The sequence below is a fragment of the Kribbella sp. CA-247076 genome, assembly GCF_050942445.1.
In the GTDB taxonomy this organism is placed as follows: Bacteria; Actinomycetota; Actinomycetes; order Propionibacteriales; family Kribbellaceae; genus Kribbella.
Genome location: NZ_CP192051.1, coordinates 4506769 through 4524479, shown reverse-complemented (window position 1 = coordinate 4524479; position 17711 = coordinate 4506769). Strand labels below are relative to the sequence as shown.

The following is a 17711-nucleotide window of genomic DNA, read 5'->3' as shown; positions in this document are numbered from 1 at the left end:
GCGCCTGGGCCCGCTGGCGCCTGAGCCCGCGGGCGCCTGGGTCCAGCGGTGACCTACCGGTTCTCCGGCGGTTCCTACAGCGGGCGCAGGTCCGCGCCCGGGATCCAGGAGATCCGGCCGTCCTGGTCGCGGACGCGGCCGAGCCACTCGCCGTTGTCCCGGATCCAGACGTCGAGCTCGCCGTTGTGCCACTGCGCCCGCTGGACCGGCTGGGCCGGGTCCACCTTCCGGACGGCGTCGGCCGGCCGCGGGCCGTGGGCGTCGTACTGGACGTCGAGATCGCTGGCTGTCCGGTGTGCCTCCGTCTCGTCGTCGATGTCTGTTGCCCGCCACCCGTTGACCGCGCCGTCCCAGACGCCGAATCTGCCCGATCCGTCGTCGAGAGGCCGCACCGTGAACCGCCCAAGCATGACCTCAGATTAGCGCTACTTCGAACACATGTTCTAGTCTTGTGGTCGATGGGAGGTGTGTGCGATGGGCTACAACAATCCGCCGATCAAGTGGTCGGAGCTGGAGCGCAAACTGTCGAACCGGTCACGCCCGGGCAGCCACGGCGACCGTCCGGTGACGGCCGACGGCGGCGACAGCCCGGCCTGGTCACAGCACCGCGGTCCGTACGTGCCTGCCCGGGCCCTCGCCGCCCGCCGGCCGGAGCACGCGGTGCCGTACGCCGAGCTCCACGTGCACTCGAACTTCTCCTTCCTGGACGGCGCGTCCCAGCCGGAGGACCTGGTCGAGGCCGCGGTCCGGCAGGGGCTGCACGCGCTGGCGCTGACCGATCACGACGGGTTCTACGGCGCCGCCCGGTTCGCCGAGGCGGCCGCGGCGTACTCGTTGCCGACGGTGTTCGGGGCGGAGCTCTCCCTCGGCCTGACCGGCCCGCAGAACGGCGTGGCCGATCCGGAGGGCAGCCACCTGCTGGTGCTCGCGGAGGGACAGGAGGGGTATCACCGGCTGGCGGGCGCGATCACCGAGGCGCAGTTGGCCGGTGGTGAGAAGGGCAAGCCGGTCTACGAGCTGGAGGAGCTCGCCGAGCGTGGTCGCGACCGCTGGCTGATCCTGACCGGGTGCCGGAAGGGGCTGGTCCGGCAGGCGCTGGAGCTCGGCGGGTTCGCCGACGGTCCGGCCGCCGCCGGGCGGGAGCTCGACCGGCTGACCGGCCTGTTCGGCAAGGACCGGGTGGTGGTCGAGCTGATCGACCACCACCTGCCTGCCGACTCGACCCGGAACCAGGTGCTCGCCGGCCTGGCCGCCGACCGCGGGCTCCCGGTGGTTGCCACCAACAACGTTCACTACGCGACCCCGGCGCAGCGCAAGCTGGCCTCGGCGGTCGCCGCCGTCCGGGCCCGCCGCGACCTGGACTCGATGGACGGCTGGCTGCCCCCGGCCGGGATGGCGTTCCTGCGGTTGGGGGCCGAGATGGCCGGCCGGTTCCGGAGGTTCCCGGGGGCGGTGGCGCGTTCGGTCACGCTGGCCGACCAGCTGTCCTTCGACCTGGCCCGGGCGAAGCCGAAGCTGCCGCTGCGCGACGTGCCGGACGGGCACGACCCGATGTCCTGGCTGCGGCACCTCACCTTCGAGGGCGCCGCCCTGCGGTACGGGACGCGCACGGAGCGCCCGGACGCCTACGAGCGGCTGCAGCGTGAGCTCGACGTCATCGAGGAGAAAGGCTTCCCGGGGTATTTCCTGATCGTCCACGACATCGTGAAGTTCGCGCACGACCACGGCATCCTCTGCCAGGGCCGCGGTTCCGCGGCGAACTCGGCGGTCTGCTACGCGCTCGGCATCACCGCGGTCGACAGCATCCTCTACAACCTGCCGTTCGAGCGCTTCCTCGCCTCGACCCGGACGGAGGAGCCGGACATCGACGTCGACTTCGACTCCGACCGCCGGGAGGAGGTGATCCAGCACGTCTACGCGAAGTACGGCCGCCGGAACGCCGCCCAGGTCGCGAACGTGATCAGCTACCGGCCGAAGTCCGCCGTCCGCGACATGGCCAAGGCCCTGGGGTACTCGGTCGGTCAGCAGGACGCGTGGTCGAAACAGGTGGACGGCTGGAGCCCGGAGATCACTTCGACCGAGCACGACATCCCGCCGCGGGTGGTGGAGATGGCGACCGGGCTGCTGAAGTTCCCGCGGCACCTGGGGATCCACTCGGGCGGGATGGTGCTGACCGAGCGGCCGGTGGGGGAGGTGGTGCCGATCGAGCACGCCCGGATGGAGAACCGCACGGTCCTGCAGTGGGACAAGGACGACTGCGCCTGGATGGGGCTGGTGAAGTTCGACCTGCTCGGTCTCGGGATGCTGGCCGCGCTGCAGTACTGCATGGATCTGGTCCGCGAGCACGTGGGGGAGTCGTGGCTGCTGCACACGATCCCGAAGGAGGAGGCCGGCGTCTACGACCAGCTGTGCCGGGCGGACTCGGTCGGTGTGTTCCAGGTGGAGTCGCGGGCGCAGATGGCGACCCTGCCCCGGCTGAAACCGCGGCGGTTCTACGACCTGGTCACCGAGATCGCGCTGATCCGGCCCGGTCCGATCCAGGGTGGCGCGGTCCATCCGTACATCCGCCGCCGGACCGGCGAGGAGCCGGTCACCTACCTGCACCCGAAGCTCCGGCCGGTGCTCGAGCGGACCATGGGCGTGCCGCTGTTCCAGGAGCAGCTGATGCAGATGGCGATGGCGGTCGGCGGGATCGACGGCGACGAGGCCGATCTGCTCCGGCGCGCGATGGGGTCGAAACGCGGGATCGAGAAGATCTCGTCCCTGAAGGACAAGCTGTACGCCGGGATGGCGGACAACGGCATCACCGGCGACCTGGCCGACGAGATCTACGACAAGATCGAAGCCTTCGCGAACTTCGGGTTCGCCGAGTCGCACTCGATCAGCTTCGCCCTGCTGGTCTACTCCAGCACGTGGCTGCGGCTGCACTACCCGGCCGCGTTCCTGGCCGCGCTGCTGCGGGCCCAGCCGATGGGGTTCTACTCACCGCAGTCCCTGGTCGCCGACGCCCGCCGCCACGGCGTGGAAGTACGCCGCCCCGACCTGCACCTCTCGGGCATCGACGCGGGCCTCGAGCAACTGGTCGACGGGCAGGAGCTCACCGGGCCGACGGGGGATCCGGGATGTCTGGTCGACCCGCAGCCGCTGGTCGGGGCGTTCGACCCGAAGGCGCCGTTCGACACCACCGCCCATCGCCGCGACGGCGCGTTCGCGGTCCGGCTGGGGTTGTCGGAGGTGCGGACGGTCGGCGAGAAGGGCGCGAAGCTGATCGTCGAGGAGCGCGAGCGCAACGGGCCGTTCGCGGAGATGGCCGACCTCGTCCGCCGGACCGGGATCACCGCCGCGCAGGTGGAGGCGCTGGCCACCGCGGGCGCCTTCGACTGCTTCGGCCTCGACCGCCGGCAGGCGTTGTGGGAGGCCGGCCGGGCCGCCGAGGAACGCCCCGGCCAGCTCGCCGGTATCACCGCCGCCGGGCCGCCGCCCACCCTGCCCGGGATGACCGACATCGAGTCCGACATGGCCGACCTGTGGTCGACCTCGATCACCACCACCAGCCACCCGATGCAGCGCATCCGCGACCAACTCCGGGCCGAGGGCATCCTGTCCGCCGCCCAGTTGCGCGAGGCCCCCGACGGCGCCCGGGTCCGGGTGGCCGGCGTGGTCACCCATCGCCAGCGCCCGGCGACCGCGTCCGGGGTCACCTTCATGAACCTCGAGGACGAGACCGGCATGGCCAACATCGTCGTCACCGTCGGCTGCTGGCATCGTCACGCCACCGTCGCCCGCACCGCCGGCGCCCTGATCATCCGCGGCCGCGTCGAACGCGCCGGCGAGGTCACCAACCTCTCCGCCGAACACCTCCAACGCCTCCCGCTGGCCGCCAGGACGGCCTCTCGCGACTTCCGCTGAGATCGTCAGGGCTGCGGAAGCTTGGTGTTCCAGTGGTGGAGCTGATCGGTGAGCCAGGGGACGAGGGGATCGCCGACGGCGGTGTCGAGGCCGAGGTACCGGATGCCGAGGAGGGCCAGGGCGAGCAGGGCGAGGAGGAGTCCGAGAACGTTGAGGCGCTGCCGGCGACGTCGGCGCGGTGGGTGCTGACGAGGCCGATCAGACCGGCCAGGACGGCGAGGGCGCCGAGGGCGAGGGACACGCCGAACAGGATCGAGAACGTTGCCGTGAGCACCGCTCCGAGGCCGCAGACCAGCGCGGTCTCGGCGGCGGCGGACATCCGTGCCCGCGGCGCCGGCGACTCGTCGAGAAGTTGCTCCAGCCCCACATCGCCTCGAGGGCTGTGCCCGTACGTGGCCATGTCTCCAGGCTAGTCCGCGAACGGCGTCGAGACGGTCAACCTCCGATCACGAAACGGCGTACTGTCGGGGTGAGGGGAGGCACGCATGGCAGTCGACGTCCTGACCGAGATCGTGATCGACCGGCCGGTGCGGGAGGTGGCGGAGTACGTCGCCGATCCGTCGAACGCGCCCGAGTGGTACACGAACATCGAGTCGGTCGAGTGGCGGACCGAACCACCGGTCGCGGCTGGTTCGCGGTTGGACTTCGTCGCCCACTTCCTCGGGCGGCGGATCGCCTACACCTACGAGGTCGTCGAGTTCGTCGAGGGGGAGCGGCTGGTGATGCGGACCGCGCAGGGACCGTTCCCGATGGAGACGAGCTACCGGTGGTCCGCGCCGGACAACCGGTCCACGCACATGACCTTGCGCAACCGCGGGGAACCGTCGGGCTTCGCCGGGATCGCGGCGCCGCTGATGTCGGCCGCCATCCGGCGCGCGAACCAGAAGGACCTCGGCCGCCTCAAGACCCTCCTCGAGTCCCGGTGAACGCGGGATGAAAGCGATTTGAAAGGCGTGCCCGGTTGAGTGGTGGCCCGGACGTCGAAGGAGGACCAGGGGATGAAGCTCGGACTGACACTGCCCACCGGTGGCCCGGACGTGAGCCCGGAGAGCCTCGGTCAGGTGGCCGCGGAGGCCGAGCGGATCGGGCTGGCGTCGGTCTGGACGTTCGAGCGGCTGATGAACCCGGTCGACGGCGCGACCCCGATCGGCGGCGGCGACGCCGTACCGCTGCCGGACAGCTACGGCAGCGTGTGGGACCCGGTCACCACGCTCGCGTACGTCGCCGCGCGGACGACGTCGATCACCCTCGGGACCTGCGTGATCGATGCGGTGCTGCACAGCCCGATCGTGCTGGCCCGGCGGCTCGCGACCTTGGACCGGCTGAGCGGTGGGCGGCTGCTCGCCGGTCTGGGCGTGGGCTGGATGGCCCAGGAGTACGAGGCGGCCGGCGTACCCGAGGCGCAGCGTGGGCCACGGCTGGGGGAGCACATCACCGCGATGCGCACGGTGTGGGGACCGGACCCGGTCGAGCATCAGGGCCGGTTCTACCGGATCGCACCGTCGTACGCCGGGCCGAAGCCTGTGTCGCCGGATGGCGTCCGGCTGCTGGCCGGGTCGATGGCGCCGGCCGCGATCGAACGGGCCGGCCGCCTCGGGGTCGGGCTGCTGCCGATCATGATGACGTGGGAGATGTTCGACGGCGCGGTCGCGCTGTTCCGGTCGGCCGCGGAGAAGGCCGGCCACGACTCGCTCCCGATCATCGTCAAGGTGAACGGCACCGTGACGAATTCCTCGACCGACGACCGAGCGCCCCTCACCGGCGGCGTGGAGCAGGTCCTCGAGGACCTCGACCGCCTCCGCACCGCCGGCATAGACCACGTCGTCTGGACGATGGACACCACCCCCGAAGACCAACTGACCACCCTCGCCACCCTCCTCCACAAACTCCCCACCTGACTCCCCGCCACCTCCAGCAGCGACTCGGTGGCTTAGGTGATGCAGGCGGGGATGCCGCCGCGGACGCCGGTGTTGAACGATGCGGTCCGTTGTTCGGCGTTCCCGTGGTCGCTCACGTCGGTCCATGGGTAGTCGTCCGCCACAGCCGCGAGCGTCTGCGCGAGCTCCTGAGCGTCACCGGGCTCGATCGCGATCACCCCGTCCTGCGCGGCTCCCTGGAGAGCCGCCCCGGCCAGACAGTCCGCCTGCAGTTCGGCGGCGACCGAGACGAGCTCGGCGTTGAGCCGCGCCTGGATCGCGTGTCCCCACTCGTGGGCAATGATCAAGTACACCCACGCATCCCCGATCTGGCTGTAGCCGGCGGCCATCAGCTCCTCGTCCCAGGCGAGGTAGTCGCCAGGCCGGCAGTAGTACGCGTTGAACGCAACCGACGGCTCACCTCCACACGTCGGCCCATCGGTCCCGGTGTACGCACCCGCCACCCGCGGACTCTGATACGGCTGGTTGAACGCCCGCGTGAAGTTCCTGGACCAGAACCCACTCACCGCGTCCACCGCCGTACCCTCGTCCTCCGCCATCGCCCCGCGGTCGACGGACGGCGCCTCGGACTCGGTCGGCGTCGTGATGGTGCACCCGGCAAGAAAGAGCCCCAAGACCAGCGCAACAACTCTCATCAGCGCGGAGGCTGAAGTCGGCGTGCCGGCTCTCATCGGCGCGTACCGGTCGCGTTGGCGCGCCGGAGGAAGTCGGACAGTGGTCCGGGAAGCTCAGCCGGCCGCTCACCCCAGTCGTACACGACGGCGGTCCCCGCGATCAGATCGTGCAGCGCCCGATGCTCGCGCTGGAAGACGGAGAGGACGAAACCCGCGCCGAAGAACGCCATGCTCAACGGTACGGCGCACACCCGCACAAGCGCGCGCCCAGTCGGCAGCGTCCCGCCGTCCGCCCGTACCACCCGCAACCCGACGATGCCTTTCCCCGGCGTACGCCCGGCGACCGCAAGACAACCGAACGTGTAGCAGAACGCCCAGCCGACCAGCACAACCGACGCCGCCGGAGCCGACGGATCGGCGCGCAACGACACGCCCAGAAAGGCGCTGGTCAACAGATCAAGCCCCGCAAGCCCCAACGTGTACGACCCGAACACGAACACCACATCAAGAACCCCAGCCACCAACCGACTGACCACTCCGGCGTAATGCCCACTAACACCAATCCGGCCAGCCGCACCTTCCCGCCCGACAGCGCCGCTCATCTCCCCACCCGTACCCGGACTGACCCGCTCGCTCATGTCTTGTCCGGGCCGGACAGCAGAGCCGGCGCCGTCGGCAGCGACGCCAGATCCCGGCGCAACAGCTTCGCGACCAAGCGGTCCAGCACCGTGTCCAGCCCGGCCAGCTGACGCCGTACGAGATCAAGCACCGACCCCGCCACCCGCCCGGTGCTCTCCGCAACAACCTCCGCCACCCCAGCCCGCCGAACCAACCCCTCCACATCCACCCGCCCCAACACCGCGTCCAGATCAACCCGCCCGAGCACCCGATCAACATCAACCCGCCCAACCACCGCGTCGAGGTCAACGCCCCGCAATACGGCGTTCACGTCGACCCGCGCCAGCATCCGGTCCAGATCCAGCCGCCCAACCACGGCATCGAGGTCGACGTCGCGCAGTACGGCGTTCACGTCGGCGCGCGCCAGGATCCGGTTCACGTCGACGCGCTCGACCACGGCGTCGAGCTCCACTCGGTCCAGCAACCGCCCGACGTCGACCCGTGCCAGTAGCCGGTCGAGGTCGATCTGTTCCAGCGCCGCGTTCAGGTCGAGCCGTTCGAGCAGCGGGTTGAGCTCGACGTCGCGCAGTACGGCGTTCAGGTCCAGCCGTGCAACCACGGCGTCGAGGTCGACCTCGCGGAGTACGGCGTTCACGTCGACCCGCGCCAGGACCCGGTTCACGTCGATGCGCTCGATCACGGCGTCGAGATTCACCCCGTCCAGCAACCGCCCGACGTCGACCCGTGCCAGCAACCGGTTGAGGTCGATCTGTTCCAGCGCCGCGTTTAGGTCGAGCCGTTCGAGCAGTGGGTTGAGGTCGACGTCGCGCAGTACGGCGTTCAGGTCCAGCTGTCCAACCACGGCGTCGAGGTCGACCTCGCGTAGTACGGCGTTCACGTCGACCCGCGCCAGGACCCGGTTCACGTCGATCCGCTCGACCACGGCATCGAGGTCGACGTCGCGCAGTACGGCGTTCAGGTCGGCGCGCGCCAGGACTCGGTTCACGTCGACGCGCTCGACCACGGCATCGAGATCCACCCCGTCCAGCAACCGCCCGACGTCGACCCGCGCCAGCAACCGGTCGAGGTCGACCTGTTCCAGCGTCGCGTTCAGATCGAGCCGTTCGAGCAGCGGGTTGAGGTTGAGGCGAGCGAGGAGGCGGTTGAGGTCGATGCGGTCGGCTGCTGCGTCGAGGTCGACCGTGTTGAGGAGCTGGTCGACGTCGATCCGTTCGAGCAGGGGGTTGACGTCGAGTCGTTCGAGGACGGCGTTGAGGTCGAGACGGGGGAGGAGGCGGTTGAGGTCGATGCGGTCGAGGAGGTGGTTGGCGTCCACTCGGGAGAGGAGGCGGTTGATGTCTATGCGATCGACCAGGGCGTCGACGTCGATGTGTTCGAGGATGATGTCGGGTGGGACGGTTTCGACGACGCGGCCGGTGACCTTGCCGGCGATGCGGCCGATCAGCCGGCCGGGGGCGCTCGCGGACTCGGGGTGACTCATCGCAGGCACCTCCCGGCAGTCGCTGGTGGTGCTCACCCTGATTGTTCGTACGCAACGCCGGATCCCCCGCCCCGGGTGAACCGCCCGGATCACCGGCGCGGGTCGGCACCTGCGACGACTGCATGCTCGGACCCGACGTACGACGCGCGCCGAGTCGTCCGCGATGGACGACAGTTGCCGGTGTGGTCCGCGGTGTACGGCGGGTTGCCGGGATGGTCCGCGATGTACGACGGCTGCCGGGGTGGGCTCCGGGGTGGGGGTGAGCGCCGGGTGTGAACGCGCGATGTGCGGCAGTCGGCGCCAGCGGGCGTACAACGACTGCAGAGGTCGGGCGCACGTACGACGCGTTCCGGGTCGTCCGCGATGGACGACTGGTGCCGGGGTCGACTCGGGATGTACGACGGTTGCCGGTGTGGGCTCGGATGTGGGCGAACGTGCGGTGTGGGGACGCGATGTGCGGCAGTCGGCGCCAGCGGGCCTACGACGACTGCAGGGGTCAGGCGCACGTACGACGTTGGCAGGCTGGTCGACAGGTGGCGGGGTGGTCCGGGCTACGACGGTTGCCGGGGTGGGGGCGAGCGTCGGGTGTGCGCTTGCGTTTACGGCAGTCCGTGCCGGCGGGCGTACGACGTTGGCCGGGTGGTCGGCGATGGACGACAGGTGGCGGGGTGGTCCGGTCGTACGACGGTCGCCGTTGATTTGTCGGGGCCTTGAACAGCCTGTGGTGGGCTTGGACATGGAATTTTCTGTGCAAGGCCACCGCCAGGTGTTCACGGTCCCGTCGGGAGGCGGGGGTGAGCGTCGGGTGTGCGCGTGTGACGTATGGCAGGCCGGGTCAGTGGGCATATGGCGCCTGCCGGGGTCGTGGGCGATGGACGACGGGTGCTGGGGGAGCTGACGAGGGTACGGCGGGCGGCCGGGGTGGTCTCGTACGGCGGGCGTTGGGTGGTGGCGCGTGACGGATGGCGGGCCGTGCCCGGGACGTGCGCCGTGCCGGGGTGAGCTGACGAAGTTTGAGGGCTGCCGCCTGCGCGGTCCGGAGCTGCGGGGTCTGCGACATGTCGCGGTTTCGTACTTAGTACGTTACTCTGGCCGTACTAAGTACGAAGACCAGGAGGGGAACGTGAGGGCTATGCGTGCGTGGGCTGGGGTTGGGGGTGTGGGGTTGTTGGTGATGGCGGTGCTGGCGGGGTTCGGGAACTTTGTGGCTGTTGAGGGGTTGGTGACGGCGGGCGACCCGGCGGGGACGGCGCGGGACATTGCGGGGTCGGAGGGGTTGTTCCGGGCGGGGGTGGCGAGTCTGTTCCTGGTGGTTGTGCTGGATGTGGTGGTTGCCGCGGCGCTCTATCGGGTGTTCAGCGAGGTCGATCGGACGATGTCCTTGCTGGCGGCAGCGTTCAGGCTGGTCTACGCGGGGGTGTTCATGGTCGCGTTGGGCAGTCTGCTCGAGGCGCTTCGCATGCTGGACGACGAAGCGCTGGCGCATGTCGAGGCGTTCTCGGATCTTTGGAAGGCAGGGCTCGGGCTGTTCGGCGCGCATCTGGTGGTCGTCGGCTACCTGGCGTTCCGGTCGAGCCTGCTGCCCAGTTGGTTGGGTGTTCTGCTTGCTGTTGCCGGCCTCGGGTACGTCGTCGACAGCATGGGCGTCTTCTTCGCCGTGGAGCTGACCGTGTCGACGTACACGTTCCTCGGCGAGCTTCTCCTCGCGATCTGGCTCCTGATCCGCGCCCGGCAGCTGAGGCGAATCCCATGAGGTCACGAGTTGTCGGCGTACTCTTCCTGCTCGCCTTCGTCCTCTACGGCTCCGGCGTCGACGCGCTGATGCTGCTCAACTCGGTCGCGGTCATCGCGATCGGCGTCCTGGTCTTTCCGGTGCTGTGGCGGTCGCACCCACGAGTCGCGGTCGCCTACCTGGGGACCAGGATCTTCGAGGGCCTGGTGCTTGCTGTCGGCAACGGTGAGGTTGCGTACTGGCCTGCCATGATCGGCCTCGGGTTGGGGAGCCTGCCGTTCTGCCGGGTGTTGCTGCAGGACCGCTTGGTCCCTCGCCGGCTCGCCCAACTGGGACTGATTGGGTACGCCGTACTCGTGCTCGGCGGGATTCTGGAACTCGGAGGGTACGGCGTGGGACTCGTGTGCTCGATTCCCGGCGGCCTGTTCGAGCTCGCCTTGGGCGTGCTGCTGATCGCGCGCGGCTTCAAGCCGACGACTGCGACGACGACGGGGTCGACGACTGGGACGACGACGGGCCCACCTCGTGATGAGGGCGAGATTGCCACAGGGCCCATTCGGCGCTGACGTCGCCGGCGGTGCGCAGGAGCAGTGGCAGGTAGTCGTGCAGGAGTTTCTCGGTGGTCGTCTCGGCCGCGTGCACGGTGACGTTCATCGCGGCGCGGACGGTTCCGGTGCCGTCGCGGACCGGGGCGGCGACCGAGCGTACGCCTGGCGCGAGCTCCTCGTCCGCGAGGGCCCAGCCGCGGGCGCGGATCTCGGTCAGTTCGTCGCGTAGTTGCTCAGCCGTTCGGCCGATGTACGGCGGAAGCCCAGCGCGACTGGGTTGCGCGAGCGTATCCGCGAGTTCGGCCGGGGAGAGGGCCGCGAGCAGGACCTTGCCTTGTGAGGTCTGCGCGGCCGGGAACCGGGTGCCGATGTCGACCCGGAGCGCGATGATCTTCGGTACCGACACGCGGGCGACGTACACGATGTCGGAGCCGTCGAGCTGCGCCATCGAGGACGACTCCCCGGTCCGGCCGACCAGGGTTTCGAGATGCGGGCGGGCGATGTCCCAGAGTCCGAGCGCGCCGACGTACGCCATGCCGAGGGTGAGCACCTTCGGCGTGAGCTGGAAGGAGCCGTCGGTGGAGCGTACGAAACCGAGCTCTTCCAGTGTCAGCAGGAGGCGGCGCGCGGTCGGGCGGGCGAGGCCGGCCGCGGTTGCCACCTCGGACAGCGACATGGTCCGGTGGTCGGCGTCGAAGCAGGCGAGCACGTCCAGCCCGCGCGCCAGCGACTCGACGAAGTCCGGGCCTGCGCCGCGTCCTGCCATCAGTTCCTGCCTTCCGTACGACGTCCGCTCGCCGACGAGCCTACGACGCCCGCCCGCGCCACGACCCCGGCTCGCCCACGATGCCCCGCACGTCCCGCGAGCACGACTCAGGCCCGTACCGCGGACCCACGAGTCCGCCGAGGTCGGACCGCGGCCTCACAAGCCCGCGCCGGAGATCGTGGCTCGGGCTCACGAGCCTGGGTCGCCGAAGATCGTGCCGCGCGCCTCTCGCGTCGACTCGGACTTGTACTCGGTGTACTGGTACGGATTGTCGAGCACCTCGTCCTTCGGCAGGTCCGGGTTCATCCCGCCGGCCCACGCCTCGTCGCCGAGCGCCCCGCGCAGATAATCCACGGTCGCCTCGACCGCCCGGCGTACGGCGGGAAGGTCGACGCCGGTCAGCCGGTTCGCGTACTTCACCACCTGCCCGTCGACCAGCACGGTGTGGACATCGCCGCGCTGCGCCTGGAACGCCACGTGACCGTAGGGATTGACCAGCGGGAACGACACCGGCGAGGAGTCGTTCTTGATCAGCACGACGTCGGCCTTCTTGCCCGGCTCGAGGCTGCCGAGGTCGTCCCGCCCGATTGCGCGGGCGCCGCCTCGGGTCGCCCAGTCGACCACGTGCTCGGCGCGCAGGTGGCTGTGGGTCACGGTGTCGCCCTTCGCGTGGGCCTCGAGGTGCTCACGGGCCCGGTCGGCGCCGAGCGTCGTCCGCATCGCGGTGAACAGATCGCCGCTCCACCACACGCTGGTGTCCATCGACAGCGACACCGGGATCCCGTACTTGCGGACCTGCCAGGTGGGCGGATAGCCCTGGCCGGCGCTCTGCTCGGACTCCGTGGAGACCGACACCGACCCGCCGGTCGCGGCGATCCGCTGGTACGAGTCCTCGGTCAGCGTGGCCGCGTGCACGTAGATGTTCTGCGGGGTCATGAACCCGTTCTCGTGCATCAGCCGGATGCCGTCGTCGTTGGTCGCGCCCCACACGCCGGCGTGCGTGGTTACGCCCAGCCCGAGTTCGCGGGCCACCTCGAACGCTGCCCGCTCCGGGAACGACGGGTCGCCGGTGACGTCGAAGGCGAGTTGCAGCCCGAGCCGGTCGTCGTCCCGCAGCCGCTCCAGGAAGGAGCGCACGGACGGGTCGGCGGTCCATTCCCACGGCCCGGCTTGGATGTTGCCATAGGCAAGGACGAACCGGCCGGGGACGGACCGGAGGGCGTCCGCGGCGGCCTCGGCGTGGTCGACGGACTGCAGGCCGTGCGACCAGTCGACCGTGGTGGTGACCCCGGCCTCGAGCGACTCCCAGGCCGACGTCAGGTTGCCGGCGTGGATGTCCTCGGGCCGGAAGGTCTTGCCGTGCTCGAGGTAGTACCAGACGAAGTACTGCGTCAGCGTCCAGTCGGCGCCGTACGCGCGCATCGCCGTCTGCCACATGTGCCGGTGGGTGTCGATCATCCCGGGCATCACGATCCCGCCCCGGGCGTCGATCTCCTGCGTGCCCTCGGGCGCGTCGAGGGCCGCACCGACGGCCTCAATCCGGTCGTCCACGACCAGTACGTCGCCCTCGGTCACCACGGTGTGGTTGTCGTCCATGGTCAATACGGTCCCGCCGCGCAGCAGCACCGGCCGGCCCGGCACCGGCGTCTCGGCAGTGGTCATGATCCCCTCCAGAGTCGTGCCGGACATACGTCCGTATGCCGGTCACCACGGCGATAGCGTCACTATCCGAGCGGGTCTGGTCGGTGTCAAGAGTTCAACCATCGACGCTTGACAGGTGCCGGGTGCGCTCCGAGACTGGGGCAACAGTGCGTTTGCGGACAGATGTCCGAAGGGAGCAGGTTCGTGCCCGATGCTCGAGGTCCGCTGGCCGGCCTGCTGGTCGCCGACTTCTCCCGCATCCTGGCCGGGCCGTACGCGACCATGCTGCTGGCCGACCTCGGTGCCGAGGTGGTCAAGGTCGAGGCCCCGGGCGGCGACGACACCCGGTCGTGGCAGCCGCCGGTCCGCGACGGCATCTCGACGTACTACCTCGCGGTGAACCGGAACAAGCGGTCGATCGCGCTCGACCTCAAGGACCCGAAGGACGTGGCGGTCGCGCGGGAGCTGGCGCGGCGGGCCGACGTTCTGCTGGAGAACTTCCGGCCGGGTGGGCTGGCGCGGTTCGGGCTGGACTACGACTCGGTCGCGGCGACCAACCCGCGGGTGGTGTACGCGTCGATCAGCGGTTTCGGCAGCGGGCCGAAGGGGGCGGCGCTGCCCGGGTACGACCTGATCGTCCAGGCGATCTCCGGGTTGATGAGTCTGACCGGTGACCCGGACGGCGAGCCGTTCCGGGCCGGCATCTCGGTGTTCGACGTGATGGCCGGGCTGCACGCGACGATCGGCGTACTGTCCGGGCTCAACGCTCGCCACGAGTCGGGCCGCGGTCAGCACGTCGAGGTGAATCTGCTGTCGTCGGCGCTGTCCGGGCTGGTCAACCAGTCGAGCGCGTACGTCGCCGGCGGCGTCGTACCGCTGCGGATGGGCAACAGCCATCCGAGCCTGTTCCCGTACGAACCCTTGCCGTGCTCCGACGGCGAGCTGATCATCACGGCCGGGAACAACGGCCAGTTCCGCAAACTCACCGAGGTGCTCGGCGTGCCGGAGCTCGCCGACGATCCGCGGTTCGACCAGAACGAGAAGCGGACCGCGAACCGCGAGGACCTGCGGCCGCTGCTGGTCGAGCGGCTGCGGACCCGCACCCGGATGGAGTGGTTCGGCGACATCATCGCCGCGGGTGTGCCGTGCGGGCCGATCAACACCGTCGACGCCGGCGTGGCGTTCGCCGAGGACATCGGGCTCGACCCGGTGGTGACGCTCGGAGCGATCCCGACCGTGCGCAACCCGATCACCTTCTCCGAGACGCAGGCGTCGTACCGGCTGCCGCCGCCGGAGCTGGACGAGCACGGCGCCGAGCTGCGCCGCTGGCTGACCGACGAGGAGCGTTCGGCATGACGAGCTTCCCGACCTCACTCGGTACGTCGACCGCGGACGAGATCCGGTTGCTCGGCCAGGACCTCACCGCCGACCTGATGGGCAAGGTCGGGTTCGGCGAGCTCGCGTTCTGGCTGGTCGCGCTGCGCCGGCCGACGCCGTCCGAGACGAGACTCTTCGAGGCGGTGCTGGTCGCGCTGGCCGATCACGGGTTCACGCCGACGGCGATCGCCGCGCGGCTGACCTACCTCTCCGCGCCCGACTCCCTGCAGGGCGCGCTGGCCGCCGGTCTGCTCGGCGGCGGCTCCCGCTTCCTCGGGGTGACCGAGGACTGCGGGATCTTCCTCGACGAGGCGCTCGCACGGCGCGACCTGCCGACCGACGAGGCCCTCGCGGGGCGCGAGTTGCCAAGCGATGAGGCTCGTGCGGGGCGTGGGCTGCCGACCGATGAGGACGGCTGGGACGCGCTGGCGCTGGAGGTTGTGCGGGAGGCGAAGGCGGCGGGCAGGTACGTCCCGGGTCTCGGGCACCCGGTGCACAAGGTGCAGGACCCACGCACGCCGGTGCTGATCGGGATCGCCACGGAGGAAGGCCTCCTGGGACCACACCTGCAGCTGTTCCAGGCCATCGGGCGGACCCACGAGCAGGTGCTCGGCCGCAAGCTCCCGCTGAACGGCGCCGGGGTCTGCGGTGCGGCGCTCGCCGACCTGGGCCTGCCGGTCGAGCTGCTCCGCGGATTCGCCTTGCTGGCCAGGGCGGCCGGCCTGCTCGGTCAGCTCGCCGAGGAGCGCCGCCGCCCGATCGGCATGGACACCTACCTCACCGTCGACCGCAACGCGGTCTACGTCGACCCGACCCAGACCTGAGACCAGAGCCGAGGGGAGCAGCACATGGCCACCGTGGTTGCGGTCATCGCCTCCACCCACCATCCGTTCTACTACCGGGCGAGTACGGCGACCGGCGCCGACCGGCCGCCGTTCGCCGACGAGTGGGTGGCCAAGATCGAGGCCTTCCGGGAGACCCTGACCAAGGCCCGGCCGGACATCCTGGTGATGGTCGGCAGCGACCACTTCCACCAGCTCTGGCTGGACAACATGCCGCAGTTCCTGGTCGGCAAGGCGCCGTACTTCGATGCGAACTGGTACAACGAGGAGCGCGAGTTCGGGTTGCCGCGGATGACGCTGGCGGGGGAGGAGCGGCTGGCCGCGCACATCCTGCGGAACGGGCTGGACGCCGACTTCGACCTTGCCTTCAGCAACGAACTGCGGATCGACCACAGCATCACCTGCCCGATCATCACGCTCCGGCCGGAGGCGGACCTGCCGATCGTGCCGATCTACACCAACATCTTCGCGCCGCCGCTGCCGCGGCCGAAGCGGTTCGTCGAGCTGGGGCGGACGATCCGGCGGCTGGTCGAGTCCTGGCCGGACGACAAGCGGGTGGCGATCATCGGCACCGGTCACCTCTCGCTCGAGCTCGGCGGGCCGCGCCAGTTCGGTGCCCACGGCCCCGATCCGGAGTTCGACCGGAAGGCGATCGAGTGGATCGCCAGTGGCGACATCGACGGCTGCCTGGCCGAGGTGACGCTGGACAGCCTGCACCTGCCCGGGAACGCGACCCACGGGTTCATGGACTTCATGCTGATGATGGGTGTGGCCGGCGCGGGCGAGAAGGCCGACCACGTCGACTCGCTCGACCTCTTCCACACCATGGAGGCGTACTTCACCTGGTATCCGAACGGGGTGCCGGCATGAGTAAGTACCTGTTGGACAAGTTCTTGTTCACGATCGACCGCGATCCGGAGTTGGTCGAGCGGTACCGCGAGGACGCCGCGGGCACGGTCGCGTGGTGGGAGGAGGAGCTGGCGAACCGGATCCTCAACTGCACCTCCGGCGAGCGGTCGACCTGGCTGGCGTTCACGGACGAGGAGCGGCAGGCGCTGGTCGCGCAGGACCACGTGACGCTGTTCCGGATGGGCGCGCATCCGTTCCTCACGTTGACGTTGTTCATCGCGATGTTCGAGCGCGACCACGGTCCGCTGGAGTACCAGAAGGCCTACGGCAAGGCGCTCCAGCACCTGACGCTGCCGTATCCGGACATCGCGACGTAGGAGATTGGCGTGCAAGCAGCCGTAGTCCATGTCCACGGTGAGGCGCCGGCTCACGGTGAACGTCCGGATCCCGTGCCGGCCGAGGGGGAGTCGATCGTTCGCGTGACGGCCGCTCCCGTCGTACCGCTCGATCTGTTGTGTGCTTCGGGTACGTCGTACTTCGGTGCGCCCGCGGTGCCGTACGTGCCCGGAGTACAAGGGGTCGGGGTGGTGGAGGAGTCGGCGGTGGTGGCGCTGGGGACGAAGGTGTTCTTCGCGACGTCGGCGGGGATGGCGCCGGGTGACGGGAGCTTCGCCGAGCGGTGTGCGGTGCCGGACGAGGATCTGGTGGTTCTCGACACGCCAGTGCCCGACGCGGCGGTGGCGGCGATCGGTTTGTCCGGCGTGGCTGCGTGGATGGTGTTGACCTGGCGGGCGCAGCTTCAGCCGGGGGAGCGGGTGTTGGTGCTGGGTGGCGGGGGAGCGGTCGGGCAGGCCGCGATCGGTACGGCGCGAGTGCTCGGAGCGAGCCGGGTCGTCGCCGTCTGCCGCTCCGAGGAGGCCCGCGGCCGGGCGCTCGCGGCGGGGGCGGACGAGGTAGTCACCGTGGCTGCCGAGGACTTCGCCAAACAGTTGACTGAGGCAACGGGTGGTGCGGTGGACGTGGTGGTGGATCCGGTCTTCGGCGAGCTCGCGTCCGCGGCCGCTCGACTGCTCGCGCCGGGTGGCCGGCTGGTGAATCTCGGCGGTGCATCGGGGGACGAGGCGACGTTCTCGTCGGCGATCCTCCGCAGCCGGTCCGCGAGCATCCTCGGCTACACCAACAACGCGATCACGTCCGACCAGCGGCGCGACGCGCTGACCGCCGTCCTCCGGCACGCCGCCGCCGGCGAGATCACCGTCGCTCATGAAACGGTCCCGCTGCCCGGCATCACCGCCGCGTGGGCCCGCCAGTCCAAGGGCGACACCACCGGCCGCCTCGTCCTCACCCTCTAGCAGACCAGATAACACCGATCGGTAT

16 protein-coding genes are annotated in these 17711 nt (G+C 70.0%); 10 read left to right on the top strand and 6 right to left on the bottom strand.

Going from position 1 to position 17711, the window contains the following annotated elements; all coding sequences use genetic code 11:
- Positions 1-74 precede the first annotated feature (74 nt).
- Positions 75-410: a hypothetical protein gene (locus tag ACQPYZ_RS21380; protein WP_433158724.1), complete on the bottom strand. Its 336-nt coding sequence runs from the start codon at positions 408-410 to the stop codon at positions 75-77.
- A gap of 64 nt (positions 411-474) precedes the next feature.
- Here ACQPYZ_RS21380 and ACQPYZ_RS21375 point away from each other — a divergent pair, with 64 nt between their 5' ends.
- From ACQPYZ_RS21375 to ACQPYZ_RS21365, 3 genes are all read left to right on the top strand, one after another.
- The gene (locus tag ACQPYZ_RS21375) at positions 475-3909 is read left to right on the top strand and encodes an error-prone DNA polymerase (protein WP_433158721.1); all 3435 of its coding nucleotides are present in this window, start codon (positions 475-477) and stop codon (positions 3907-3909) included.
- Between the two features lie 485 nt (positions 3910-4394).
- Positions 4395-4835: an SRPBCC family protein gene (locus ACQPYZ_RS21370; RefSeq protein WP_433158718.1), complete on the top strand. Its 441-nt coding sequence runs from the start codon at positions 4395-4397 to the stop codon at positions 4833-4835.
- A gap of 72 nt (positions 4836-4907) precedes the next feature.
- Entirely contained in the window at positions 4908-5807 is a 900-nt protein-coding gene (locus tag ACQPYZ_RS21365; protein ID WP_433158715.1) for a TIGR03619 family F420-dependent LLM class oxidoreductase, read from the top strand.
- 32 nt (positions 5808-5839) lie between these two features.
- On the opposite strand, the gene ACQPYZ_RS21360 is transcribed toward ACQPYZ_RS21365, so the two are convergent.
- From ACQPYZ_RS21360 to ACQPYZ_RS21350, 3 genes are all read right to left on the bottom strand, one after another.
- Positions 5840-6481, bottom strand: coding sequence for a neutral zinc metallopeptidase (locus ACQPYZ_RS21360; protein WP_433158712.1), 642 nt, complete (start codon positions 6479-6481; stop codon positions 5840-5842).
- A gap of 32 nt (positions 6482-6513) precedes the next feature.
- Complete coding sequence (locus ACQPYZ_RS21355) at positions 6514-6981, bottom strand: RDD family protein (RefSeq protein WP_433158709.1); 468 nt, start codon at positions 6979-6981, stop codon at positions 6514-6516.
- 113 nt (positions 6982-7094) lie between these two features.
- Positions 7095-8579, bottom strand: coding sequence for a hypothetical protein (locus ACQPYZ_RS21350; RefSeq protein WP_433158706.1), 1485 nt, complete (start codon positions 8577-8579; stop codon positions 7095-7097).
- 1159 nt (positions 8580-9738) lie between these two features.
- Here ACQPYZ_RS21350 and ACQPYZ_RS21345 point away from each other — a divergent pair.
- Both ACQPYZ_RS21345 and ACQPYZ_RS21340 read left to right on the top strand, forming a co-directional pair.
- Entirely contained in the window at positions 9739-10332 is a 594-nt protein-coding gene (locus ACQPYZ_RS21345) for a DUF4386 domain-containing protein (RefSeq protein WP_433158703.1), read from the top strand.
- A complete protein-coding gene (locus ACQPYZ_RS21340; RefSeq protein ID WP_433158700.1) occupies positions 10329-10877 on the top strand; it encodes a DUF4386 family protein in 549 nt (182 codons plus the stop codon). Before ACQPYZ_RS21345 ends, ACQPYZ_RS21340 begins: the two co-directional genes overlap by 4 nt.
- On the opposite strand, the gene ACQPYZ_RS21335 is transcribed toward ACQPYZ_RS21340, so the two are convergent.
- Together ACQPYZ_RS21335 and ACQPYZ_RS21330 are read right to left on the bottom strand one after the other, a co-directional pair.
- A complete protein-coding gene (locus tag ACQPYZ_RS21335; protein ID WP_433158697.1) occupies positions 10777-11625 on the bottom strand; it encodes an IclR family transcriptional regulator domain-containing protein in 849 nt (282 codons plus the stop codon). The genes ACQPYZ_RS21340 and ACQPYZ_RS21335 overlap by 101 nt on opposite strands.
- 189 nt (positions 11626-11814) lie before the next feature.
- Complete coding sequence (locus ACQPYZ_RS21330; protein ID WP_433158695.1) at positions 11815-13287, bottom strand: amidohydrolase family protein; 1473 nt, start codon at positions 13285-13287, stop codon at positions 11815-11817.
- A gap of 183 nt (positions 13288-13470) precedes the next feature.
- On the opposite strand from ACQPYZ_RS21330, the gene ACQPYZ_RS21325 reads away from it, so the two are divergent.
- Genes ACQPYZ_RS21325 through ACQPYZ_RS21305 form a run of 5 tightly spaced genes read left to right on the top strand, consistent with a single transcriptional unit; the run spans position 13471 to position 17686 of the window.
- Positions 13471-14622, top strand: coding sequence for a CaiB/BaiF CoA transferase family protein (locus ACQPYZ_RS21325; protein WP_433158692.1), 1152 nt, complete (start codon positions 13471-13473; stop codon positions 14620-14622).
- A complete protein-coding gene (locus ACQPYZ_RS21320; protein WP_433158689.1) occupies positions 14619-15467 on the top strand; it encodes a citryl-CoA lyase in 849 nt (282 codons plus the stop codon). Before ACQPYZ_RS21325 ends, ACQPYZ_RS21320 begins: the two co-directional genes overlap by 4 nt.
- A gap of 24 nt (positions 15468-15491) precedes the next feature.
- Entirely contained in the window at positions 15492-16355 is an 864-nt protein-coding gene (locus ACQPYZ_RS21315) for a hypothetical protein (RefSeq protein WP_433158686.1), read from the top strand.
- Positions 16352-16711, top strand: coding sequence for a hypothetical protein (locus tag ACQPYZ_RS21310; RefSeq protein WP_433158684.1), 360 nt, complete (start codon positions 16352-16354; stop codon positions 16709-16711). The genes ACQPYZ_RS21315 and ACQPYZ_RS21310 overlap by 4 nt, the downstream gene beginning before the upstream one ends.
- 9 nt (positions 16712-16720) lie before the next feature.
- A complete protein-coding gene (locus ACQPYZ_RS21305; RefSeq protein WP_433158681.1) occupies positions 16721-17686 on the top strand; it encodes a quinone oxidoreductase family protein in 966 nt (321 codons plus the stop codon).
- Positions 17687-17711: the final 25 nt, after the last annotated feature.